Below are 23,007 nucleotides of genomic sequence, written 5' to 3' on the forward strand. Positions count from 1 at the left end.
CTCCCGATCCGAGACGGAGGCGACGAATGAGCCGGACTTCGCAAGGCGTGCGAGCGACCGTCGACGACCTGTATCAGATTGATGGGAATGCTGAACTGATCGACGGGAGGATCATCCCGCTCATGCCGACAGGCCACCTCCCCAATCAGGTCGCGGGCCGCATCTATCGCCGTCTCGCCGATTTCGTCGATGACCGGGGCACCGGATTCGTCTACACGGACAGTATGGGTTTCACCGTGCCGGAACTGGCTTCCAGGCGTGAATCGTTCTCCCCCGACGTCTCCTTCCTCGATGGTGAAGCCCCCGTCAATCGGATGCGATTCGTCGAAGGCCCCCCCACCTTCGCCGTCGAGGTCCGCAGCGACGTAGATTACGGACCTGCCGCCGACCGCTCCTACGCCGCCAAGCGTGCCGATTACTTCGAGGCCGGCATCCTCGTCGTCTGGGACATTGACCCCGTTGGCGAGGTCATTCGCTCCTACCGCCACGATCGCCCCGAGGCCCCGACTACCTTCACTCAGGGCCAGATTGCCGACGCCGAACCTGCCGTTCCCGGCTGGCGTCTGGAGGTCGATTCCGTCTTCCCTCCTCGGCCCTAGCGAACGCTCGTTCGCGTCGGGAAGGAAGCTCGACCCGTATTCGGGGGTCCCTGATGCCGCCTTCCCTCGCCACCTTTCACGAACAGCGGCATCGCCGCTTCGGCCGATCAAACCCAGAGCGCATGCACCTGGAACTCTGGGAGTGGATCGTCCGCGAGCGGATCGACCCCGCCGAACTCCGTCAGCACTATGGCCTCGATGCTTATCCCGACAACGGTCCCGACTGGTGCCCGGGTGATCTTGGCCAGCCCTGCATCGAATTGCCCGACGGCCGAATCCTTCGCGTCGCTGGCGAACACGAAGATTTCTACGATCCCGATTTCTGCATTTATAACCACGTTCTCGTCCAGACCCCCGACGACAGGATCGAGATCTACGGCTATCCCCGCGAGGTCTTCCCGCCGACCGACTTCCACACCGCCACGCTTGTCGGCGATCGGCTCATCATCATCGGCAACATGGGATACCCCGAGGATCGCCGGCCCGGCACGACCCCTGTCTTCAGCCTCGATCTTCGAACCTACCGCATAGACCCCGTCTCCACTCACGGCGAGGCTCCCGGCTGGATCTCCTCTCATTCGGCAACGCTCGACTCCCAACGATCAGGCATCACCGTCTCCGGCGGTCGGGTCTGGGTCGATCCGGAACCGCAAGGCATGCTCAGGCGTATGGTCGATCGCCTCCGACGTGTTCCGCAGTCGCAAGGCATTCTCAAACGCTCGGTTGATGAGTTCCGTCTCGACCTCACCACCGGCCTTTGGCAGCGCCTGACCGACCGGAGCGACTGGCGCGAATTCGAAATCGAGGTCCCGGAGCGGGTAATTGTCCCTTTCGAAAAAATCCTATTCTCAAACCTCGATCAAACCCTCCTTCCCTCGCGAATGCAGTTGACGCAGATCCCACTCCCAAAGGACGACCATGTCCTGTCGAGACGATTTCTGATCGAGGGGATTGCCGTTCAGACCTCCTGGGAGCTTGACTCAGTTCAGGTCCTGATTGAAGGTTCGCTCCCTCAAAACACGCTCACGCAACTTCTGAACGATCTGCGCCAAAACCTGATCAACACCTCCGAACTCTCCTCCTGGTTGGTGAGGGAAGTCCGTTGACCACTCCCCCTCAAATCGAGCCAAGCCGATGGACCTGATCCTCGCCAGCACGTCCCCGTACCGTCGTGCCCTGCTCGAACGCCTCGGCCTGCCCTTCCGCTGCCGGGCTCCTGGGGTCGATGAGGACGCGCTCAAGAACCAGGGGCTCTCCCCCCGAGAACTGGCCGATCGGCTGGCGATCGCCAAGGCCGACGCCGTTGCTCGGCTCGAACCGAATCCCGCCGCAATTGTGATTGGCTCCGATCAACTCGTCGCCTTCGAAGGGCGGGTCTTGGGTAAGCCGGGTTCGGTTGATCGAGCCGTCGAGCAGCTTCTTTCCCTCTCCGGACGCGATCATGAGTTGATCACGGCGATGGCCGTGATCCAGGGTTCTCACGTCATTCAACACACCGATGTCGCCCGTCTTCACGTCCGTCCCCTCAGTCAATCCGAGATCGAACGCTACGTCCTGGCTGATCAGCCGATCGACTGTGCCGGAGCCTACAAGCTCGAATCGCGAGGCATCGTTCTGTTTGAGCAAATCGACTGCGCCGATCATTCGGCGATCACCGGCCTCCCCTTGATGGCCCTGACGACCATCCTCCGAGATCTCGGCGTTCCCATCCCTTAATACCCGCGCCCTTGCTGCACCTCCTTGCGCTGTACGCCGGGATATTCGATACAAAACTTCCGTTGCACGCTTGTCACCCGAACTGGTGCTCAGTACACTGATGCCGGGTGTTCAGGTCAATCCGGTTTTGCGGGCACTCTATCGCCCAACCTCGCCGAACGACCTAACGGCTGACGTTGAGGGATGCTGCACGGAGGGACAACGATGTCAAGTCTCAGAACTCCTGAGTGGTCGCAGTCAGTGGCCCCGCAGATGGTCCGATCGATCCGCCCATCACTTCGCGAAGTCTGCCTCGTCGGATCGGCACAACCAGACGACTCTCCAGGCGTTGTTCGTCCGTCCGGCGAGGAGATGGTTCCTCATCTCGGCCGCGTCTATCGGGTCGCAGAGGCTCAGGATGCTCGGCCTCGTGACATTCGACAGTACCTCCATTTGGTCCCGCTCGTCCCGGCCCCCCTCCGAACCTGAATTCGACCGCTCGGATCAGTGCTTTTCGATGCGACGAAGCTTGATCGGAACACGAGGTACTCGGACCTCACCCGTTCAGCCGGGTGGTCAGCGGCCGATTGAGACCGAGGAACGAATGGAGCGGTTCGGTCATGCCCTTGCCCGTCCAGCATCCACCTCCTCAGACCGACGACCGGCCCCGCCGGGCCGTAATTCATGCGCCCGCGTTCAAGGCGGTGGAACTCGCCCAGCGAGGCCGGATGATCCTTGACGTGGCCGAGGCCGATCTTGCTGCCTCCGAATCCTTTCTCGGCCCCTTCCACGACACGTCCTGGTTCTTTCGCCGCGCCCTGGCCGATGCCCGCAATTCCTGGGACCGCCTCCGGGCTCGTTACGGACTCGCCGTGCTCGAGGCCGCGCTCGACGAGCCCCCGGCCACTGTTCTGACGCTCGGCCGATCATCCACGCCCGATGCCGTGCTCGTCGTCATCGCTGGCAAAACCTATGCGTTGCACCGTCAGCCCCCCTCGGTCGATGCCCCCCGCATCTGGCAATTGACGCGCATCCCTCTCTCCGACGACGGTCCCTTCCACGCGTGCCGACTCTCCGACGGCTCCACCCAATGCGATTGCGCCCACTGGATTTACGAGATCGCCGACCGATCTGACACGTTTTGCAAGCACCTTGCCGCGCTCGATGCCCTCGGCTGGCTCTGATGGCCGACGGATACGTTGCTCATTCCTTGCGGTTTCTCGCTCACTTGCCTAACCTCATTGGCAGCGAGATTTCCCGACGCGTCGATGTACGACCTCCTGATCGGGAAATTCACTTCCGAGGACACTCACCATGCGTTGGGAAGGCAGAAGACAGAGCGACAACATCGAAGACCGCCGTGGAATCCCCACTCGGGGCCTTGTCGTCGGGGGTGGGCTGGGCACCCTGATCCTGTTTGTGGTGCTGCTGGCACTCGGTGTCGACCCCCAGGCCTTGCTTCAGCAAATGCCTCCAGCGGATCCAGGGGCTGCCGGTGTCGGTGTTGATGCCGGCCCAAGGGCTCCGGTTGACCCTGAACAGGAGCGTCAGGCCGAGTTCGTTTCCGTTGTGCTCGCCGACACGGAGGATGTCTGGACTGAACTCTTTGCGTCCCAGGTTGGTCAACCCTACGAGGTTCCGAAGCTTGTGCTGTTCACCGGCAGTGTCAATACCGACGGATGCGGCTTCGCTGGCGCCGCGGTCGGTCCCTTCTATTGCCCGCTCGACCGCAAAGCGTATCTGGATCTCAGCTTCTTTGATGAATTGAGCAACCGCTTCGGAGCCGATGGTGATTTCGCTCGTGCCTACGTCGTGGCTCACGAAATCGGTCATCACGTCCAGAACCTGCTCGGCATCTCCGACGAGGTCAGGAGCCTTCAGCAATCCTCACGCTCCGAGGAAGAAGCCAATCGCCTCTCGGTTCGGCTCGAACTCCAGGCCGACTTCCTCGCCGGTGTCTGGGCTCACCACGCCGACCGCTTGAATCAGATTCTCGAATCCGGCGACATTGAGGAAGCGCTCCGGGCTGCGAATGCCATTGGCGACGACACCCTCCAGCGTCAAGCCCAGGGCCAAGTCGTCCCCGATTCCTTCACGCACGGCTCTTCCGAACAACGAGTTCGATGGTTCCGTCGCGGCTACCAGACCGGCAACCTCGAACTCATCGACGAGCTCTTTTCTGTTCCCTACAACCAGCTTTAATCGTTCTACTCACCAGCAACTCCCTTCCCAGTCATCCCGAACACGTCAACTCTCCAGAGCGGGTCCCTCAACGCTCGATCTCCGACTCAGTCGATCGCACCGACACCCTCATCACGTCCTGTTCGCCTTTGTAGGATTTTCTCTGAACTTCCTTGTAAATCGTTCGGCGTATCTGGGAACCTTCTCCCGAGATCAGCCCCTCCAGTCCTCACAATCCATCTCACCGTGCGTTGAACCGCTTCTCCAGAACGACTTTTCGTCAATCTGGGCGGTTTGGCGCACGGCTTGCCTTGTTTTCCCAGCATCTCCAAGACACACACCTTGACTGATCGCAAGAGACGGACGAATCGTCCGCCCTTGCACCTCCTGTAGACTCATCACCCGCCAGCCGGTTCCCGGGCCGAGACTGAGACCTCCCCGTACGGGATGACGTTCGCCGTACGCCCTCAGCTTGGCTCACGAACCCGACACGATTGAGAGAGACTTGGAGCAATGATCAAGACGACCTGGACCCTCGCGGCCGCCCTGATCCTGACCCTCGCCCCCGCAATTCCCACCGAGGCACTCGCCACGGAACGATGCGACGCATCCGTTCCACTTCGTGATGATGCCCTTGGATTTGCGGTGCTTGAAATTCTCCCCGACCACACTCCCTGGACCGAACCGGAACCCGAGCCGGAACCCGAGGCATCGCTCCCGGCTGCAGACCAAGGCTACGGCGACCCTTACGGATTCTCCGCCATCATCAATAACTACCGAGCCTCGGCCGGACTGCCCCCGCTCTCCTACGATCCGAACCTCTCCGCCTGGGCCTCTCAAAACAATGCGGCGCAATGCTCAAGGGGCCTCGGGCATCACATCATGGCCAACTTCTTCCAGAACTGCGGCTACAACCAAACCTCTGTCTTCGACATTGCGATTAGCTGGATGAACTCTCCCGGACACGCCCAGAATATGCTCGCCCCCTCAGCCACTCGATTCGGCATCGCTTACGGCCCGGGCCCATACTGGACCATGAACCTGCAATAATCGATCGAGCTTCCTTCCGATCCCCGATCGACCCGGACCGGCGATCCCTCCGCCGTTGGTCCGGGTCGTTTCGCGCGCCGATCGCCCCGAGCCAAGGGCGCTTGAACCCCGGTATCACCGGATGCTAGACTCGCTGCCGATCCGGCCGCTCGGCCGACACGGAACGACTGCGCGCCGACCGGGGAATTGTCTCCCGCTGCCGCTCGATCGATCTCCGATCCCTCCCTCGACTGTTTCCTCTGGTCCTCTTGCTTCTCAGGAGAACGTTTACCATGTCCGTCGCCGCCAGCACCCCGAGCAAACTCGGCGCCACTGTCCTGCTCGGCCGGGGGCTCACGCCCGGCAAGCTTCGGGGTCTGCAACGCATCAGCAACCCGAACGGCACGCTGACGATGGTTGCCTTCGACCAGAACAGCTCCATGATCGACCTCGCCAAGAAGGGCCTCAAGGCCAAGGGCGAGGACCGCGACCCGACCTATGAAGAAATTGTCGAGGCCAAGCTCGACATGGTCCGCCACATGGCCCCGAAGGCCTCCGGCATCCTCATCGACGCCTACTACGGCGCCTGGCCCGCCATCGCCACCGGTGCTGTTCCCCCCGACCGTGGCCTGATCGTCCGCGTCGAGAAGTCCGGCGGTCCCAAAAACAAGCGTGGCGGCCCGCTCGGCTCGATCGAGCCCGGCCTCTCGGTCGAAAAGATCAAGCTCATGGGCGTCGACGTCGTCAAGCTGCTCGCCCCCTTCGAGCCAACCGAGCTCGACAGCGCTCAGCACCAGTACGACTTCATCCAGAAGATCTACGAGGACTGCCGCAAGTTCGACATCCTCATGCTGCTTGAGCCGGTCGCCTTCCCCATGGACGGCGAAAAGAAGACTGACACCAGCTTCCTCAACCGCAAGGCCGAAACCGTCATCGAGTCCGCCCGCCAGCTCTCCCGCTGGTGCGACGTCTACAAGGCCGAGTTCCCCGGGACCCTCGGCCACGAGTCCGAGGAACAGCTCCGCGACAACCTGCTCGCCCTCTCCGAGTGCAGCCAGACCCCCTGGGTCCTCCTCTCGGCAGGCGTCGACTACACCGACTACGTCACCCAGGTCAAAATGGCCATGGACTGCGGCGCCTCGGGCATCCTCGGTGGGCGGGCCTTCTGGAAGGAATACTTCCAGGAAGACGGCGCCGAGGCCCGCTCCCGCTTTGCCGCCGAAGTTGGCGCCAAGCGGGTCGAGGAGGTCGATACCATCGTCCGAGAGAGCGGCTCCCCTTGGTTCGCCAAGTACGGCCTCACTCAGGATGACTTCCTCAACATCCGGGCCGCCGAGGGATGGCACTTCCGTTATGCCCCGGGGGCCGAGTCGGCCGTCGGCAGCTCCGGTCACGTTGTCCGAGCCGGCGAGGTCTACTGACCGGTCCCGGTCTCAATCCACCGTTGCAAACGCAAGCCGGCCCCAGTGCCTCGTCGCACTGGGGCCGGTTCGTGTTTCTTAACAGAGCCCGCGGCTCAGTTCCCCGAGAACCCTTGCCGTTCCATGTCGTTGCGACCTGGCAGGCGGGGCTTCGGTCGCTCCCGTTCCGGTTTCTCCTTCTCCTTCGGTGGCTTGACTGCACCCAGCCGGAAGCCCGAATCCGGACGGAAGAAGATGCCCGACCCCGGATCAAGCAGCTCGCTCTCGTCGGTGTTCGTATTGTAACGCAAGGCGCGGGCGGTCGTCCGACTGGTCGGCTGCCCGAACGACCCCTGGCTGGCAATCGTCACCGGAGCCGAGTCGGTTCCTCTCACGAAGAAATTCGCCGTGTTCGTATCGTAAGTAATGGTGTCACCCAACAGGGTCTTGCCATCAGCCCTGGCCTGTGCCGCTCCAAACGCTTTCAGGAAGTTACGGTCGGGAATCCCCGGCACCGCCGGGTTATGCTCGACGTAAATCGTATCCCCTTCGAGCATCACCGCGTCCGAGGGCGGTCGATCAAACTCGAGGTCGTCCTGATACTGCTTGACTGCAGCCCGGATCACCCGAGCATCACCTCGGAACTCGGCCACTCGATACCCCCCTCCGGCCGTCCCGAGTTGCCCCTCGACCCCCTCGTTGAATTCGATCTTCGTCTTGGTCAGTGTCATCCGCCTTGGCGAACCCGCATCGGCTCCGGCCGGATTCCGCCCGTTCTGAGCAGCGGTCGGAATCAAGCGCCTCGCCGAGTCTCCTGATCCACCAGGCCCCCCTTCAAGCGTCGCCACCGACACACTGCCCGCCCCGTCCATCCAGAACCGATCGGCCTGACGGTCGAACGTGACCGACTCTCCCTTCGATTGCCGAAGCTCCCGGATCAACTCCCGATTCTCGTCATCTCGGACCAGGTTCCAGAGCTCGACCTGTCCCGTGCCGATGATCGACGCCAACTCCAGTTCTCGATCTCCGTCGCGGACCTCTCCATTCGTTTCAGAACCCGGCAAGGCCCGGTCGAACGACACCGGGCGATCGAAGATCACCTCCATCTCCTGGGAGGCCGATCCCGCATCGCCGTTCCTCGCCTTCACGTCCCCGAGGAATAATGCCCGTGCCGGTCCCGGCGAACCGTCAGGCTCGGCGAACTGACCGTGGAAGAACATTGCCTCCTGCCAGGTCACGATCAACGGCTCGCGGTTCTTGGCCGGGGCCTCGTCCTGATTGTCCGAGGCCAGTTCCAGCCTCCCCATGCTCGACCGATCCGACAGGTTCCAGAGCCGTCCCGGCCCCTGGATGAAGGCATAGTCGTGCGACTGGTCCACCCCGACCACCACCTTGCCGTCGGCATTCGGATCGGGGAACCCCTGAATAAACATGTCGTCAGACGCGATCGTGACCGGCCGGGTCTCCCCGTGAGCGAACAGCTTCATGCGGCCCGGCCCCACGTTCTGCAAATCGATCCCGAAATCCGCATCGACGTGAAAACCGGCCTTCTTTCCGGGCGCGGGGTCCTGATGGATCACCACGTTGTTCCGGAAGCGTGCCTCTCGAACCTCTCGAGTTCCTCCTGATCCCCCGGTCAGATCGATCCCCGGACCATTGCCCGTCACCTCAATCCGAGCCCAGACCAGATCCGCCTCGGCCGAGAAAGGCGGAGACGGTGGTTCTTCAATTCCTGATTGTCCTGCGTCAGGTCGACCGGCGACCACCGGATCCGCCGATTCGGACGCCGAGGCCCCAGCCCCAGGAGCCCCTCCCACTTGCGAAGCAAATCTCGCTCTCGGCAACGCCTGCCCCGCCGCTCCAGCCATGACATCCGAGGCCGGCATGACCTCGTTCAGATAGGTAAACACCACGTCCAACTTCTCTCGGGCGTTCAGCTCCCGACGCGGCTTCCGATCTCCGGCGACGACCATCCCGGCCGGTCCTTCCGAGCCTTCAGGAGTGACCAGATGCACGTCACCCACCGCCGAAATCCACTCGATCTGGAACGATCGACCCTTCGGTTCCCCCTCCGATCCCTGCACCGGCACCGGCCCTGCGTCCTGAGGCTTGAGGCTCACCACCACCTTATCCCGACAGGCCAGGGTCAACTGACTCGGGTCGTTCAGGATCGGCCACCCTTGCAGCGTGATGAACGTCCGAGGCGTCTCGTCCGCTGCGTCCGCTGCGGCCAGCGACGTCTCGATCACCATCTCATCCCGAGCGGTGGCCGAACGCTCGACCGGCCCATCCCGCCTCGACCGCATCTCCAGCAAAACCGGCCCCCGAGTGATGACCGTCGATCGCCCCTGTTTTTCCGGGTCGCCGTGCAAGGTCGCATCAGCCGCCAGGACGGTCACATACGAGGTCGGATTTCCCTGCTCATCCACCTCCATCCGCTCGAATTCGATCTGCTGCCCCGGGTCGGCCCGGAAGTACGACACCTCCGGCACGTTGTTCCCCGGCTTCCGGTAAATCAGCTCGTTCCCCCGACACCGGAGCCGTTCCGATTGCGACTCCAGCCAGACAACGTGCCCATCGACCCGCGCTTCGAGCAGTCGCAGGGCCCCAGAGCTTTGATCGCCGCTTGGAGGCAGAGCACCCTCGGTCACCGACGATGGGTCTTCAGCAACAGGCTCGGCCCCAGGAACGAGGATGGCGTACAGATGGTCTCCGGTAATCCGGTCCGGTTGCTCCACCCCCCGCTCGATGACGACGTTCGTCGAGAACTCTGCAATCGTTGGCGCCGGAGGCGCCGGAGGCCCGACTGGGGCCGGCATCCTCGGCTTCGGCAACTGAAGCCGCATGGAGCCGCTGGTCAGCTTCCCTGGCGTCTTCGGGGCCTCGACCCCATCGGCCGACGCCACCTGCTGCTCGGGTAAGGCGTTGCCGGGAACAAATCCAGAGCTCCCGATGTCTTCCGACGTGATCTCCACTCCTTGATTGAGCGTGACCACCTCCGCACCGGGGAAACCGCCCCCCCCGTCACCCGGCCGCAACGAAATCACCAACCCCTTGCCCCGCACCGTCACGTCGCCATCGACCAGTTGCACCTGATCATCACAGCGCAACTGCATCTGCTTCTCGAAGTATTCGGCGTAAGGAACCGTCACCACCATGTCGTCCTGCGGATCGGGAGTTCCCTTGTCGTCGAGAATCAGGACGTGTTCGTCAATCCCTTCGATCTTCGCATGGACGACATTCGGCTTCGGCCCGCCCCCCATGAAGCTGAACGGTTGGTCGAAGTCGATCACCGCCCGGTCGCCCGACATCACTTTGGTGCTGCCGTCCTTATTCGACCCCCAGATCACGGCAAACGGAGCCAGTACGATCCGCTTGCGGTCCTGGTCGTCGGGAAAGTCGAGCGTGCTCCAGTACATCCAGTAGCCGCGATCATTGTTGTAATACTTCGTCACATCACTGACCGTCCCACTGGTCCAGTGATGCTCACCGAAAACCCGAAGGGCCAGTTCCGTCGCCTGCTGGGCGCCGAGCGACGCCGAAGGCCTCAGGTCGAACCGAGCCTTCGCAATGGGAATCGACGGTTGGACCCGAGCGGAGACGATCGAATACCCGTACTCGTAGCCGAAATATCCGGCCAGGAGCAGAGCAAACGTGATCACAGTTCGAACAGTTCGGGTCATGACGTCGGTCCGCATCCGGTCTGCAATGCGCTTCGGCCCCCAGGTGTGCCGACGCGAACCCATGACTCAAGACAAAGGCACCGCAACCACCATTGCGAGCACGTACGGAACCTTCGGCACGGGGACTGGGGCAGCACGGTCGGCTCCGGCATCCGGCGGCCTCACGGTTCGAGGTCGTCGGCCTCCAGGCCGATCAGGTCGGTGATGTCCACCAGTCCCACCAGCCGCCGTTCCGCATCGACGACTGGTAACTCGCTCAGTTTCCGCGACCGTAGCAATTCGACCGCCTCGGCAATCGTCGCATCGACCGATACGACGACCGGATTTGCCGTCATCACCTCGCTGATCGCCCGGTCCAGCCACTGTTCACGCCTCAGCTCAAAGAGCCGGGCGAGATCACTGTCAGTGAAGATGCCAAGCAATTGCCTCTCATCGTTCACCACCAGAACCGCCCCGCTCCGTCGTCGAGCTCCTCCCAGCCTCACGAAAACCTCTCGGACCGACTCGCCCGGTTGTGCCGTCCGCACGTGCGAACCGGTTCGCATCAGGTCTTCGACTCGACTCAGCTTCCGTCCCAGGCTGCCCCCGGGATGGTAGCGAAGGAAGTCTTCGGGCCCGAAGGCCTTCATCCGGCTGACCAGTAACGCAAGAGCGTCTCCCACGGCCATCATCGCGGTCGTGCTCGCCGACGGGGCCAGGCCAAGCGGGCAGGCCTCGGCAATCGACCCAAGCGTGATGCACAAGTCGGCCCCCCGTCCGAGCGTACTGGTCGGGCTTGCGGTCAGGGCGATCAACCCTGCGCCGAGCTGCCGGATGGAGGGAATCAACCGCGTCACTTCCTCCGTTTCGCCACTCTGCGAGAGTGCGAGTACGAGGTCGCCCGATCGAATACGCCCCAGATCGCCGTGAACGGCATCGCCGGGGTGCAAGGGGAAGGCCGTTGTTCCGGTCGAGGCCAGCGTGGCTGCGAGCTTCTGGCCCACGAGTCCCGCCTTCCCCATCCCCGTCACCACGACATTCCCTTGACACCGGAAAATGCAATCGGCCGCCTCGACAAGTGCCTCATCGAGCTGATCGCAAACGCGATCAATCGCCTCGGATTCGAGGCGCAGCACATCCCGAGCGAAGGCCAGGGCATCGCTGGCCGTTGCCAGCGTCGTCGCGTCCAGAACGGTGGCCATCCGGTGCCTCCTTGCACGCCGATGGACCGGAGAGGTGATTGAGGTCCCCGGCTCCGGGCGAACCGAAGGATCATCGGCTCGCCATCGGCCTGTCGGATCGGGATCGGCACCATAGCCCATCACCCTACCCCCGTCAACGCGACTCGGTCAGTCCACCTCCATCCTCGTGTTGCATCGACTCGCGCCCAGGGGCAACTTGCGTCACTTCTGCCAGACGGGCAAAGATTTCCGCTCGGGTTCGACCTGCTTCATCCGACCTGCTTCGATCTGAAGTCCGGCATAGGTTCGGCGCCTTACCGACCCCGACCCACCCACATCGGATTATCCCGGTTCAGCAGGGTTTCGGAGAACGGTACCCAGTTCTCCCCGCCATCCTCGGACACGTGAGACGCCAGCATCAGCCCGCTTCCGGAGGTCGGTTCCAGCACCACCCGGAGCGGTTGGACCTGACCGCTGCGGTAAATCAATTCTCCGTTGAGCACCAAGGCATCTCCTTCCCGCTCACCGCGCAGCCTTTGAATCCGCCCTTGATTGTCGACCCGATCCAGACACCAGAGCCCATCGGTCGGATCGAAATAGAGCATCCCTCGACCGGAGTGGCCGGAGTACTCGCTCCACTGCTCCTGATAGACGTGTCCCCCCTCGACCCGCTGCACACTCACGTGTCCTCGCGGTCTCCCGCTGCTCGGATCCCGAGCGATCCAGTATCCGGTCCAGAAATCAAGCTCCCCCTTCCCTTCGGGTGGTGGACCCATCCGGTTCAGCACCCGCGAAAACCGCTCCGAATCGCGGAGCACTGCAAGATCAGCTTCCTGTTCACACCACGAACGGTCGCGGTAGCCGAACCGGACGGCCTCCTCCAGCGCCTCCAGCGCCTCCTCGATTCGACCGAGACGAGCCAACGCGCACCCAATCTTAAATTGAGACGAGGTACGGTTTTCTTCGAAACCGGCGGCCCGCTCATGCAGGTCCAGCGCCACCTCGTATTGCCCCATTTCATGCGTCGCGTATGCCAAACGTGCCCAGGCCTGGCCATTGCCCGGTTGTTCGTGAACGATGGTGCGATAAAGCGCAGTGGCTCGCTCATAATCACCCTGATAAAACGCTTGTTCGGCCAGCGTTTCCGGGTCTTCGGTGGTGGCGACCGTCGCGGCCTCGGCCCCGGCCAGTTGCTCAATGTTGGAGGAGTCAATCCCGGCCTGAGAACGGAGCAGCCACCAGACTGCGACTCCCCCGACCACCCCGAGTGTGAGTACGATGAACCGCATAGCCGTTCCTTTCCTCAAGGCCGACGATCTTCCGCCACCCGTGGCCTCATTCCCCTCGACACGCTGACAGGTACGCAAGGAGGTCTCGAAGATCTTGCTGACCCAACGCTCCCGCCAGGCCAACGGGCATGATCGAGGTTGAGACCGGGCGAATTTCCTCGATCTCCGAACGGACCAGATCCACTTCCTTTGCATCCGCCCCCACCACGCGAAGGCGATCCGAACCTTCGGCTCGAACCACCCCCACGAACACCCGGCCATCTCGCATCGCGACGGTATACGGGAGATAGTCCGGGGCGATCACTGCGCTGGGCGCCTCGATCTCCCGGTACAGTTCCGCAGTCGAGTACCGCTTTCCAGCGTCGGAAAGCTCCGGCCCGACGTTTCCTCCCCGATCGCCGACCCGGTGGCAGTCTGCGCACTTCCCCTGTTCGCTGAAGAAAACCGATTCTCCCCGGGTCGGATCTCCTCCCGCCAGTTCCTCGGGCAGGTCCGGCAGCTCAGCCGGGGGCTCGATCGGAGCCGGAGCCCAGGGAAGAATCTGCGCCGACCGCGCGATCAGTCTCGGAGCGTCGTCTCCTTCCGACTGAACAAGAACGGTAAGCGACGGAAGTCGGCCGTCCCAGTCTGAGCCGGTCGGCAGGGTCAGGAACAACTCGACCGGCTCCCCGAACGGTTCGACGACCTCCTCAGCGCGATGATTGGCATCAACCTCCAGGGGCACGAACATCAGCTCGGCCTCGAAGGGGCGATCGGCCTGAACCGTCACCGTCGCCTCCCCCTCGGGCATCGCCAGTAAGGTCCGCAAGGTCAGCGATCCCGGCTGCCTCATCATGGTGAACGCCTTCTCGTGCTCGACCGAAGCCGCCAGGCGATTCCGGGACGCCTCAAGATCGAGTTCCGAAAGCCAACCCGACCACGAAGGTCCCGCGCCTGTCTCGTCAGTCCAGACCGCCTCCACCCCGGTCAGGTCGTACGCAATCGTGCCCAGCCCGTTCGGCAAGGCCGCTCGATACGTCGCTTCGGCCGGATGTGGATCCGTTAGTAAGATGAGTGTCCGCCCCTCATCGGATCGCGAAGCCGCGGCAATCCGCACCTGACCAAGCGGATCATCCGTTGCATGCTCCGCGTCCAGTCCGCTTGCGTGATAGGGAATCTGCTGACCTTCAATCGCCGAAAGACTCGACTCGTCAACTGGTTCGGGATACGCAATTCTCACTTCAAGCGGCCCGGCGGGCCAGGCAATCGGTTCCGAACGTGCTGCAAGGGGTGACGGTTCGTCGATTGTCGGCCCGAAGCCCACGCAGCACAACAGAGCGGCAAGCAAACGCATGAAGGATCGTCTCGGTCGGGTCTCGAAGGATCGGTGCCTGGATGTCCAAGATTCCTTTATCATAGCCTCGCGGCAATCGGCCCCACAATCAGGGACTCAACACGCTCCTGACCCCGACCAACCACCCCTGATTGCATTCTTGAAATCGAGATCCTCGCATGGATGACCCTCCCCCCGAGCCGTTCGACATCGCCGAGGTCTTCCGTCGCCTTCGCCGCGCCGTGGCCCCGTTTCCGAAAGCGGCCATGTTTGATCTGCGTGAGCAAGGCTACGACTCCCCCTTCGAGCAACTCGTCGGTGCCTTGATCTCCGTGCGGACGCGAGACGAGACGACCCTCGTCGCCTGCCTCCGACTCTTTGCCAAGGCCCGGACTCCCGAGCAACTGCTCGCCCTCGATCATGCCCGTCTCATCGAATTGCTCAAGGGGGTCGGCTTTCCCGAAGTCAAGGCACGCGACCTGAGCGAGATCGCGCGTCGGATTCTTCAGGAACACGACGGCCAGGTCCCCGACACCCTCGACGGCCTGACCGCCTTCCGCGGCGTTGGCCCGAAGATCGCCGCCCTCACGCTCGCTACCGGCTTCGGCAAGCCGGCCATTTGCGTCGACATCCATGTTCACCGCATCACGAATCGCTGGGGTTATGTGACAACCCGAACCCCTGAGCAGACTGCTGCGGCTCTCACCCAGGTCCTTCCCAAACGCTACTGGATCGAGATCAACGAGCGTCTCGTCCCCTTCGGCAAGTTCGTCTGCACGGCGGGCAGGCCGAAGTGCTCGGCCTGCCCGCTTCGATCCATGTGTCGCCAGGTCGGGGTCGACGCCTCGCGTTGATCCTACATCGCGGCTCAGCTCTGCTGGACCCGTACCCCGGCCTCTTTCAACTGCGATACATGTTCTTCGGGAACTTCGAGTTCCCCAAGATACAGTTCCAGATACGGCGCGAACCGTTTCGATCCTTCCGCATCCGCCTTCGCCCAGCCAATCAACGGTTCGAGATCGCTGATCGGATTCCCCTCAAGGAACAGCATTCTGACATCCGTCTGCGAGGTTAATGGCGACAGATCCTCGATCTGATTGTTCCTCAAATCCAGCGTCGAGATCCGCGTGACCTCTTTCAGCGGCGACAGATCCGCAATCGCGTTGCCATCCAGGTACAACGACGACAGCCTCGTCAGCGCGGCCAGCGCTCCGATCTCCTCAATCTCATTCTCCGAAAGATACAGCGATCTCAGGTTCACCAGGCCCGCCAGCGGCTCGATCGACGCCACCGCATTGTTGCTCAATTCCAGATATTGCAGCTTCTTCAGCTCTTTAAGCGGCTCGACCGAGGTGATCTTATTCTCCGACAGGTCGAGCGATTGCAGATTCGCCAGGCCGCTCAAGGGGCCAATCTCGGTGATCGCGTTGTTCTTCAGATTAATCAGGGCCAGGTTCGGGCAGCGATCCAGGCCGGTCAGGTCGGCGATCTCTCGGCCTGGAGCCTCCAGGATGTAGAGATTCCTCAACGTCTCATCGTCCAGAGACGCGTCCGGCCCCTGTTTCAATGCCTTGCGGACAGCGGCTTCCAGGTTCGCGTCGGGAAATGGCCCCTCGGCATTCGCGTGCTCGGCAACGGCCAGAGACAGGGTCAAGGCGGCCATCAGCGGCGCGAGGACGGTCGCGGCGCATCGGCTCATGGTCATGGTCCTCCGATCGCAAGTGCGGTCCGAATCGTTGCTTCAAGACCTCCGGGGTGGCCGATCATCTCACCCGGATGACCCCGACCCCCCGAATACCCTCTAAGCTGCCGTTGATCCTCTCTCCAATCAAGGGGTCGTCGGCGTGATTCTCACGCACGATCGGGTACACTGAACCCGCTCGAAACCCCTCGATCCGTCTCCTCAACCCCTTAGGAGCCGTGTCATGTCTCGTCCCGCTCCCGAGCCGATCGACCCCCATCGCCTGCCCGAGCTGGCCCTGGCAGTCATGCTCGCCGCGAAGTTTCCCATGCTCGCCACGATCGACGGCGACCAGCCCCGGCTCCGGCCGGTCTCTCCCGTCCGAACCGATGGCTTCACAGTCTACGTCGCCAACCTCCGCGACTATCACAAGACGGCCGAGATCGCCGCCAACCCTCACGTCGAACTCTGCTATCTCGACCCCAAACACGATCAGGTCCGGATCACCGGCAAGGCCGAGGTCCTCGACGACCGCTCCTTGCTCGAACAGATCTGGAACGAAAACCCCCTGCTCCGCAACTACCTCGGCTCCATCGACAACCCGGCGTTGATCATCTATCGCATCCGACCCAGCCGCGTCCGCTTCATGCGCGAGTGGGCCCTCGATTACCATGACATCCCCCTTGACGCCGGTTGAGACGACCCCCACCACGCGATTGAACCCTCATCTCATGGCTCAGCTCGGCCTGATTTCCGACATCCACGGCGACCCGATCGCCCTCGAACTGGCCTGGGCGCACCTGACCCTCATGGGAGCCGACGCCATCATCTGTGCCGGCGACCTCGTCGGCTACGGCCCGTTCCCGGATCGCGTGGTCGCGTTCCTCCAGGAGCGTCAGATTCCTTCCGTCCGAGGCAACCACGACCGCTGGGCCGTCGAGCGGCCCCCGCACGAGCCCGATGAATTCGGCGGCGGCACCGCGTCTCCTGAAACTCGGCTCCTCCTCGATCGCCTGGAACCAAGCCTCGTCTTCGAACGATCAGGGCGCATCATGGTCGTCGTCCACGGCTCCCCTCGCGGCGACATGGACTTCATCACCCCGACCACGCACCCGCCGCGCGTCCTCGACGGCTACCTCGCATCACTCGACGCCGATGTACTCATCCACGGCCATACCCACCGGCCCATGTGGTATCGCTCGGCCCGAGGACTGGTCGTCAATCCCGGATCACTGGTCTCGATGCCCGTGGTCAAGACCTCGCGCACCTTCGCCATGCTCGACCTCAACTCCCTTGAAGTCCGATTCTTCGATGTCGAGTCTGCGCAACCCCTTTCCGTGGATCCCTGGCCAGGGGAGGCCCCATCCATCCCACCCCATTCCTAAATGCAAACCTCGGCTCACCTTGATCGGGACGATCACGGCGCCGAGGTCAGTCTGTCCAGCATCCCAGGCGTCTCAACGCACGACCTTCAAGGCCGACTCCGGTAGCAGTTGCCGCAAGGTCTTCGGCAAGGGGAAGGTCACGTCCTCTTCTCGGATCGTTTCCTCGGTCATCGAAGCCCCGTAGCGATCTTGCAGATAGCTGATGCACTCCTGCACCACGTCCTCCGGAGCACTGGCCCCGGCGGTGATCAGAACGGTCTCGACCCCCTCGAACCATTCGTCCTTTATTTCGGCCGCGCCGTCGATCAGATGGCCGGGCACACCCATCGTCGTGGAAATTTCCGCCAGCCTCAGGCTGTTCGAGCTGTTCTGGCTGCCGAGCACGAGCACCAGATCCGCCTTCGAGGCCAGCTTCCGCACGGCGTCCTGGCGATTCTGGGTCGCGTAGCAGATGTCGTCTTTCGGTGGATTGGCGATCTGGGGGAATTTCTTCCGCAACGCGTCAATAATCACGTTCGCGTCATCGACACTCAGCGTCGTCTGCGTCAGATACGCGATCTTTTCCGGGTTGATGTCGAGTGCTTCAACGTCCTCGACCGACTCGACCAGGATCATCTGCTCTGGGGCTTCCCCCATCGTACCGATGACCTCGTCGTGCCCCTCGTGGCCGATGAGCACAATCGTGTAACCGAGCTTCGCGTATTTCACCGCCTCCAGGTGAACCTTCGTCACCAGGGGACAGGTTGCGTCGATCGCCTTCAGGTTCCTTGCCTTCGATTCCTGGCGAATCTGTGGCGAGACGCCGTGAGCGCTGTACAGCACCGGCGAACCTTCGGGAACCTCGTCCAGCGTCTCCACGAAGACCACGCCACGGTTCTTGAACCGCTCGACCACGTGCTTGTTGTGCACAATTTCGTGATACACATACAAGGGCGCCCCGAACAGGTCCAGGGATCGCTCCAGGCTCTCGATCGCCATGTTCACGCCCGCGCAAAACCCGCGGGGATTGGCCAGGATGATCTTCATCGCGGCGCGTACCTCTTTCGCTCGATTCAGGAAAAGCATCGACCCTTACTCTATGCCGAAACCCCTCTCCTGAAAAGACCGCCGCGACCAACCGCTCTGCCCCCGACTTCCTGCCACGGAAGCTGAGGCCGCGCGATCCCTCCTCAGCCACGTCAATCCATCGCGTCCCACGAGCACCGATTGCTCCAACGATCCCCGATCGACTCTTCTCTGCGACTCTACGCCCAAGCCCTCTCCCTGTCTTCCCAATCGCTCCGAGCCCCATCATCCACCATCCGAGCCTGCCTGCCTTCGCTCCTCTCAATCCTGCTCGACCCGGATCGATCCGTTCCCCGTCCTGATCTCAATGCTCGCCGTCTCGTCCGCGTCCGGTTCATATCCGACCGGAATCACGCCCGTCTCCGGTCGCACTCGACCCATCGGGAAATCCGACGAAACCCGGCCGTTGCCTGAGGTCGCATCAACAACCAGTGATTGATCTTCCGGCAAGCTCAAAGTCACCGAGCCGTTGCTCGTGACCATTCGAGAGACACCCTTCGCCAGTGATCCCTCAAACTCGATGGAGCCGTTCGACGTGGTCGCCAGCACCAGAGAGTCATACGCTTCAACTTCGATTGAGCCATTCTTCGAGTCGAGCACCAGGGGACCGCTCGCCCCCTTCACGTCAATTTTCCCCAGACTCGACCGCGCGGCGATCGACCCACGCACATCCGCCACGCGGACCGAGCCCAGTCCCGTCACCACTCGTACCTGGGCGTCTTCCGGAACCTCCAGGCGAATCGACACACCTCCGGAACTCGGCCGCTGTGACTCCATTCCCCCGATCCGCACCGAGACTCCCTCTCGGGTCGATCGCATGATCGGCTTCAGCACGCCAAGCGATCGCCCCGCCTCTGCCGCTGACGTTCCTCTCCCCTCGGTTTCGACTCGGCAGATCACCACCCCTTCCGATCCTCGACGAACCCGAACCGACCCCTGGATGGCATCAACCTCGATCTTCGGAGCCTCCTCGACCTCGAATCGCTCCTCGAAGACTTCCTGAACCGCGATCTCGTCCTCCTGCGCCATTTTCCAGACAATTCCGCCCGTCACGACGGCAAGAAAGGCCATCAGGCCCACCGGCCATTCTTTCTTCGATCGCTTGCCCCGAGCGGCTTGCGGAGGCCTCGGCGTGACCGGTTCGGGTGTTTCATCCAGAAATCGGATCCCGTCCCTCAGATTCTCCGGCGTTCTGGCCATTGCCCTTCCCCTTCCCCTGCCTCGGGATTCGATTTACGTGCTGCGTCGTCTTCGGTTCACGTCCGCCCGATCGTCGCGGCACTCTTCCTTTTGGCCACAATGAATCGGCTTTCAAGGATCTTCGACCCCGGGCTGTGGTTATTGATCAAGAACCCCCTTCCCGCCTCGATCGAATGTTCTCTCTTCTTCCCTTCGAACACCCCGGCACCACCCTCCCGCACGATGGCAAGGAGGGACGCCTTCGCCGACTCGGCCTGCCCCGGTTGACTGAGGGGCGTGAAGCGATCCGACTCTCCTCGCTGGGACCGCCGCCCCCAACGGTCGTGCCACGCCACCCTCCTCTCTCTCTTCGATATCACCCGCTCGTGGGCCCTTTGCCCGATTTTTGTGACTAAGCCCCCTTAAATCCTCGATGGTATCGATGACGGCGTCACTCGCACCCAATTGGTCCAGCCGACTTCAATCTCCCCCTTGGCCAAACCACCAAACACACGCACCTGGAGCCACCCGCCATGCTCAACGCGTCCGAACTCCGAGCCACCGCAAACCGTCTGAACGCGCTCCACTCGACCGGCCCCATCACTCCCGAAGGCAAGAAACTCTCCCGAAGCAACCGCTTTCGTCACGGCCTGGCCGCCGAGACAATCATCACCGAGGACGAACGCGCCGCGTTGGCCGAATCGCTCGATGCCCTCAACGAACTCTTCACCCCCGACCACCTCGTCGAGGCCGATCTCGTCCGCCGAACCGCCGTCGCCCGCGTTCGCCTCCGACGCTGCGAGGCCGCCCGCGAGTCTCGCCTCGACGGCGATGCTCGAGACGCCCTCCGCTCCTGGGAGGAAAAACGCCGCAAAGCCATCCGACGTCAGGCCCAGCGTCTTCGGATCAACCCTTCCCGGACGCTCGACACCCTGGAGCAATCCGCCTTCGGCTGCGAATGGCTCATCCACCACTGGCGAGGGCTCGATGCCCCCCTTGCTGCCGGTCGTCCCTGGACCTCTGAGCAAACCGCCCGAGCCTTCCTCCTGCTTGGAACCCTTCCCAACACGACCGATTCCTCATCACCCCTCGCAGATCAGCTCCGGACGCTCCTCGATCCCGGTCCCACTAACACGTCCACCGGAGTCCAGGCCGATCGCCCCCCCCTCGATTTGCTCCGCCAGTTCATCTCCGATCGCCTCGATCGCCTCCACGCCCTCCGCGAGGAACTCTGGCAGACCGTTGACGGGCCTGAGCGCGAGGCTGTCCGCCTGGCTGCCCTGGCCGATGCCGGCCAGACTCCTTCTGCCCGCTCCGCTCAGCGCTACGAGCGCGAGGCCGAACTGAGCTACCAACGCAACCTCAACATGATCATGAAGATCCGCGCTGAGAACCGACGCGCCGCCGAGGCAGCCCGCAAGGAACACCAGTCCGGCCCCCGCTTGCGATCGCCCGAGGCAACAGGCTGGTACCGCGACCCGGGAACCATGCCCAATCCCCACACGTCGACCCCTTGGCTCAATCCTTCCCCCACACGGAACGAAGCCACACCGGAGGTTCGGCCCGCCGAGCAGAATTGCCCCAAGTCACCAATTCCAATTGATTTACGAAACGAAGCTGCGTGCTCATCCTCTCCCTCGCGTTCTCCTTTTTCAGCGCACCCAACGGCGCACCTCAGCGCACCCTCGGCTCCTTCCGAGCCGTGTCGAACCCCCCTACCTCCGGATCGGACCGTGTACCCTGACACCCCAATGGCAACGGGCCGTCCTCCGGCAAGCGACTTGCCCGAAGATCGGCCCGAAGCGAACCCGAATTCTACCCGACCGATGACCGGTCACCACACACGGGAGAACGGCCGATCGGCCCCGAACTCAAGGGGTTTCATCGACCTCAGCCGGGGCCTCCTCGACACCCTCCGAAGTCCCCTCCTCGACGACCGGATCGAGGGTGAGCATCTCCGTCTCAACCTCCCCCTCGACGACGGCCGCGGGCTCGGCGTTGGGGTCGATCTCCGGGACCGTCGGCTCGGGGATGAGATACAGCGAGGCGAAGAAGGCCAGCATGGCCAGCGTGACCGCGACAAACGGAATTGACCAGAACTTCCGCCAGTCGGTCTTCCGCACCGGAGGAACATCGGCGATGGCCGGGACCTCCTCCTTCGTGAACCGCTGGTTCAGCCAGCCGGAGATCTCGGTCCCGAGATACATCCCCAGGCCGTAGACGATCACCCCATAGAGCGATTGGGCACTGGCCCGGATCGTCGGTTCCGAAAGCGTCTCGACATGGATGAACCCGGCCGCGAAGAAGAAGTCGAAGCAAAGCCCGTGCAGAGCCACTCCCAGCAAGATCAAGGGGAAGTACCCCCCGGTCGAGGCCGCCGTGAAGCATCCGAAGCGCAACGCCCAGGCCGCCACGCCCATCGCCAGCACCACCGGCATCCCGAGCGACTCGATGAACCAGGGCAGCGAGAGCATGAAGAAAATCTCGACCGCCTGCCCAATCGTCATGATCGGACCGACGTTCTGCGATTTCACCCCCGCCCGCTGCTCGATAAACAGGGCCGCAAAGGCAAAGTAAATCCCCATCGCCATCGCAATGACCAACGTCACACCGAAGAAGACCGCAAACGTCGGCTCGCTGAGCATGCTGATCGCCTTGACGAACGGCAAAGCATCCCCCTCGGCCGTCGGCGGGGTTGCCGGCAGGCTGAAGGAGTAAACCCCGAGAACCAACGACAGTCCCGCCGCCAGGAGAATCGGCCGATTGTTCATCGGCTGGTCCGGCTTGATCAGCACCTTCAGCGACAAGCCCGCCGCGATCCAGCCCAGGGTGCCGAAGACCCGGATATACGGGAAGTGATTCGGGTTGTTCAGGTGCGGGAAGACCACCGCGTTGGCCAGCGACAGGGTCGGCGAGTACACCAACGCATATGCCAGCGCCACCCAGAAAAACGTCTTGGCATTGTTGACCTGAGACATCACCACCAACAACGCCGCACCGATCAGGTGCGACAGGCCGATGACCACTTCCATGTTCAAATACTTATCGGCGACCGTCGCCAGCAGCATCGGCGAGATGATCGCCCCCAGCGGCATCGTGCCATAAATCCGACCGATGCTCGCCCGGGTAAACCCCTTGGCGTTCAGGTAGTTCCCCAGCACCACATACCACGCCCCCCAGATCGCGAACTGAAGGAAGTGGAGCGCCGAGAATGGAAGAAAATTCCCCAGCGAAAAGCCCGAGCTGGCGTCAGCCTGCTGGGCAAACAGGAAAAACGTGCCGTATTCCATAAACTGATTCCGATTCGTTGCGGGCGGCGAATGCGCACCAGGGACCCAGGCCTTCGGGG

19 protein-coding genes are annotated in these 23,007 nt (G+C 62.6%); 10 read left to right on the forward strand and 9 right to left on the reverse strand.

Annotated elements, in window-relative coordinates; all coding sequences use genetic code 11:
- Window positions 1-26 precede the first annotated feature (26 nt).
- Genes HG800_RS10980 through HG800_RS10990 form a run of 3 tightly spaced genes read left to right on the forward strand, consistent with a single transcriptional unit; the run spans window position 27 to window position 2,315 of the window.
- The gene (locus HG800_RS10980; protein ID WP_169976666.1) at window positions 27-599 is read left to right on the forward strand and encodes a Uma2 family endonuclease; all 573 of its coding nucleotides are present in this window, start codon (window positions 27-29) and stop codon (window positions 597-599) included.
- 53 nt (window positions 600-652) lie between these two features.
- Window positions 653-1,705: a hypothetical protein gene (locus HG800_RS10985; protein ID WP_169976667.1), complete on the forward strand. Its 1,053-nt coding sequence runs from the start codon at window positions 653-655 to the stop codon at window positions 1,703-1,705.
- A 28-nt stretch (window positions 1,706-1,733) separates the two neighbouring features.
- Complete coding sequence (locus HG800_RS10990; protein WP_169976668.1) at window positions 1,734-2,315, forward strand: Maf family protein; 582 nt, start codon at window positions 1,734-1,736, stop codon at window positions 2,313-2,315.
- 273 nt (window positions 2,316-2,588) lie between these two features.
- On the opposite strand, the gene HG800_RS10995 is transcribed toward HG800_RS10990, so the two are convergent.
- On the reverse strand, window positions 2,589-2,747 hold the full coding sequence (locus HG800_RS10995) for a hypothetical protein (protein ID WP_169976669.1): 159 nt from the start codon (window positions 2,745-2,747) through the stop codon (window positions 2,589-2,591).
- 167 nt (window positions 2,748-2,914) lie between these two features.
- Between HG800_RS10995 and HG800_RS11000 the strand changes: the two genes are divergently transcribed.
- The 4 genes from HG800_RS11000 (at window position 2,915) to HG800_RS11015 (ending at window position 6,925) form a co-directional block, all read left to right on the forward strand.
- The gene (locus HG800_RS11000; RefSeq protein ID WP_206352213.1) at window positions 2,915-3,478 is read left to right on the forward strand and encodes a hypothetical protein; all 564 of its coding nucleotides are present in this window, start codon (window positions 2,915-2,917) and stop codon (window positions 3,476-3,478) included.
- Window positions 3,479-3,608: 130 nt separating this feature from the next.
- Window positions 3,609-4,496, forward strand: coding sequence for a KPN_02809 family neutral zinc metallopeptidase (gene ypfJ / locus HG800_RS11005; protein WP_169976670.1), 888 nt, complete (start codon window positions 3,609-3,611; stop codon window positions 4,494-4,496).
- A gap of 492 nt (window positions 4,497-4,988) precedes the next feature.
- Complete coding sequence (locus HG800_RS11010) at window positions 4,989-5,525, forward strand: CAP domain-containing protein (protein WP_169976671.1); 537 nt, start codon at window positions 4,989-4,991, stop codon at window positions 5,523-5,525.
- A gap of 272 nt (window positions 5,526-5,797) precedes the next feature.
- The gene (locus HG800_RS11015; protein ID WP_169976672.1) at window positions 5,798-6,925 is read left to right on the forward strand and encodes a tagatose 1,6-diphosphate aldolase; all 1,128 of its coding nucleotides are present in this window, start codon (window positions 5,798-5,800) and stop codon (window positions 6,923-6,925) included.
- A gap of 95 nt (window positions 6,926-7,020) precedes the next feature.
- Here HG800_RS11015 and HG800_RS11020 read toward each other — a convergent pair whose 3' ends face one another.
- The 4 genes from HG800_RS11020 to HG800_RS11035 form a co-directional block, all read right to left on the reverse strand.
- Entirely contained in the window at window positions 7,021-10,587 is a 3,567-nt protein-coding gene (locus tag HG800_RS11020) for a hypothetical protein (protein WP_169976673.1), read from the reverse strand.
- A 161-nt stretch (window positions 10,588-10,748) separates the two neighbouring features.
- Window positions 10,749-11,768 carry a KpsF/GutQ family sugar-phosphate isomerase gene (locus tag HG800_RS11025; protein WP_169976674.1) on the reverse strand — a complete coding sequence of 340 codons (1,020 nt, stop codon included), beginning with the start codon at window positions 11,766-11,768 and terminating at the stop codon, window positions 10,749-10,751.
- A gap of 293 nt (window positions 11,769-12,061) precedes the next feature.
- Window positions 12,062-13,036 carry a tetratricopeptide repeat protein gene (locus HG800_RS11030; protein WP_169976675.1) on the reverse strand — a complete coding sequence of 325 codons (975 nt, stop codon included), beginning with the start codon at window positions 13,034-13,036 and terminating at the stop codon, window positions 12,062-12,064.
- A gap of 46 nt (window positions 13,037-13,082) precedes the next feature.
- Window positions 13,083-14,369 carry a c-type cytochrome gene (locus HG800_RS11035; protein WP_169976676.1) on the reverse strand — a complete coding sequence of 429 codons (1,287 nt, stop codon included), beginning with the start codon at window positions 14,367-14,369 and terminating at the stop codon, window positions 13,083-13,085.
- A gap of 158 nt (window positions 14,370-14,527) precedes the next feature.
- On the opposite strand from HG800_RS11035, the gene HG800_RS11040 reads away from it, so the two are divergent.
- A complete protein-coding gene (locus HG800_RS11040; RefSeq protein ID WP_169976677.1) occupies window positions 14,528-15,202 on the forward strand; it encodes an endonuclease III domain-containing protein in 675 nt (224 codons plus the stop codon).
- A gap of 14 nt (window positions 15,203-15,216) precedes the next feature.
- Here the strand turns inward: HG800_RS11040 and HG800_RS11045 are convergent, their stop codons facing one another.
- Window positions 15,217-16,047, reverse strand: a complete 831-nt coding sequence (locus HG800_RS11045) for a leucine-rich repeat domain-containing protein (protein ID WP_169976678.1) — start codon at window positions 16,045-16,047, stop codon at window positions 15,217-15,219.
- Window positions 16,048-16,273: 226 nt separating this feature from the next.
- On the opposite strand from HG800_RS11045, the gene HG800_RS11050 reads away from it, so the two are divergent.
- Together HG800_RS11050 and HG800_RS11055 are read left to right on the forward strand one after the other, a co-directional pair.
- On the forward strand, window positions 16,274-16,726 hold the full coding sequence (locus HG800_RS11050) for a pyridoxamine 5'-phosphate oxidase family protein (RefSeq protein WP_169976679.1): 453 nt from the start codon (window positions 16,274-16,276) through the stop codon (window positions 16,724-16,726).
- Window positions 16,701-17,414 (forward strand): metallophosphoesterase family protein, encoded by a 714-nt coding sequence (locus tag HG800_RS11055; RefSeq protein WP_235963591.1) that lies wholly within the window; start codon window positions 16,701-16,703, stop codon window positions 17,412-17,414. Before HG800_RS11050 ends, HG800_RS11055 begins: the two co-directional genes overlap by 26 nt.
- A gap of 72 nt (window positions 17,415-17,486) precedes the next feature.
- Here HG800_RS11055 and ispH read toward each other — a convergent pair whose 3' ends face one another.
- From ispH to HG800_RS11070, 3 genes are all read right to left on the reverse strand, one after another.
- A complete protein-coding gene (ispH, locus tag HG800_RS11060; RefSeq protein WP_169976831.1) occupies window positions 17,487-18,440 on the reverse strand; it encodes a 4-hydroxy-3-methylbut-2-enyl diphosphate reductase in 954 nt (317 codons plus the stop codon).
- Window positions 18,441-18,740: 300 nt separating this feature from the next.
- Entirely contained in the window at window positions 18,741-19,679 is a 939-nt protein-coding gene (locus tag HG800_RS11065) for a DUF4097 family beta strand repeat-containing protein (RefSeq protein WP_169976680.1), read from the reverse strand.
- A 1,850-nt stretch (window positions 19,680-21,529) separates the two neighbouring features.
- Window positions 21,530-22,948 carry an MFS transporter gene (locus HG800_RS11070; RefSeq protein ID WP_169976681.1) on the reverse strand — a complete coding sequence of 473 codons (1,419 nt, stop codon included), beginning with the start codon at window positions 22,946-22,948 and terminating at the stop codon, window positions 21,530-21,532.
- Window positions 22,949-23,007 lie beyond the last annotated feature (59 nt).

This window comes from Tautonia rosea (assembly GCF_012958305.1).
Taxonomy (GTDB): domain Bacteria; phylum Planctomycetota; class Planctomycetia; order Isosphaerales; family Isosphaeraceae; genus Tautonia; species Tautonia rosea.

Coding starts and splice junctions, on each gene's coding strand:
- HG800_RS10980 (WP_169976666.1), top strand. CDS start 27: ATGAGCCGGACTTCGCAAGGCGTGCGAGCGACCGTCGACGACCTGTAT.
- HG800_RS10985 (WP_169976667.1), top strand. CDS start 653: ATGCCGCCTTCCCTCGCCACCTTTCACGAACAGCGGCATCGCCGCTTC.
- HG800_RS10990 (WP_169976668.1), top strand. CDS start 1,734: ATGGACCTGATCCTCGCCAGCACGTCCCCGTACCGTCGTGCCCTGCTC.
- HG800_RS10995 (WP_169976669.1), bottom strand. CDS start 2,747: ATGGAGGTACTGTCGAATGTCACGAGGCCGAGCATCCTGAGCCTCTGC.
- HG800_RS11000 (WP_206352213.1), top strand. CDS start 2,915: ATGCCCTTGCCCGTCCAGCATCCACCTCCTCAGACCGACGACCGGCCC.
- ypfJ (WP_169976670.1), top strand. CDS start 3,609: ATGCGTTGGGAAGGCAGAAGACAGAGCGACAACATCGAAGACCGCCGT.
- HG800_RS11010 (WP_169976671.1), top strand. CDS start 4,989: ATGATCAAGACGACCTGGACCCTCGCGGCCGCCCTGATCCTGACCCTC.
- HG800_RS11015 (WP_169976672.1), top strand. CDS start 5,798: ATGTCCGTCGCCGCCAGCACCCCGAGCAAACTCGGCGCCACTGTCCTG.
- HG800_RS11020 (WP_169976673.1), bottom strand. CDS start 10,587: ATGACCCGAACTGTTCGAACTGTGATCACGTTTGCTCTGCTCCTGGCC.
- HG800_RS11025 (WP_169976674.1), bottom strand. CDS start 11,768: ATGGCCACCGTTCTGGACGCGACGACGCTGGCAACGGCCAGCGATGCC.
- HG800_RS11030 (WP_169976675.1), bottom strand. CDS start 13,036: ATGCGGTTCATCGTACTCACACTCGGGGTGGTCGGGGGAGTCGCAGTC.
- HG800_RS11035 (WP_169976676.1), bottom strand. CDS start 14,369: ATGCGTTTGCTTGCCGCTCTGTTGTGCTGCGTGGGCTTCGGGCCGACA.
- HG800_RS11040 (WP_169976677.1), top strand. CDS start 14,528: ATGGATGACCCTCCCCCCGAGCCGTTCGACATCGCCGAGGTCTTCCGT.
- HG800_RS11045 (WP_169976678.1), bottom strand. CDS start 16,047: ATGAGCCGATGCGCCGCGACCGTCCTCGCGCCGCTGATGGCCGCCTTG.
- HG800_RS11050 (WP_169976679.1), top strand. CDS start 16,274: ATGTCTCGTCCCGCTCCCGAGCCGATCGACCCCCATCGCCTGCCCGAG.
- HG800_RS11055 (WP_235963591.1), top strand. CDS start 16,701: ATGACATCCCCCTTGACGCCGGTTGAGACGACCCCCACCACGCGATTG.
- ispH (WP_169976831.1), bottom strand. CDS start 18,440: ATGAAGATCATCCTGGCCAATCCCCGCGGGTTTTGCGCGGGCGTGAAC.
- HG800_RS11065 (WP_169976680.1), bottom strand. CDS start 19,679: ATGGCCAGAACGCCGGAGAATCTGAGGGACGGGATCCGATTTCTGGAT.
- HG800_RS11070 (WP_169976681.1), bottom strand. CDS start 22,948: ATGGAATACGGCACGTTTTTCCTGTTTGCCCAGCAGGCTGACGCCAGC.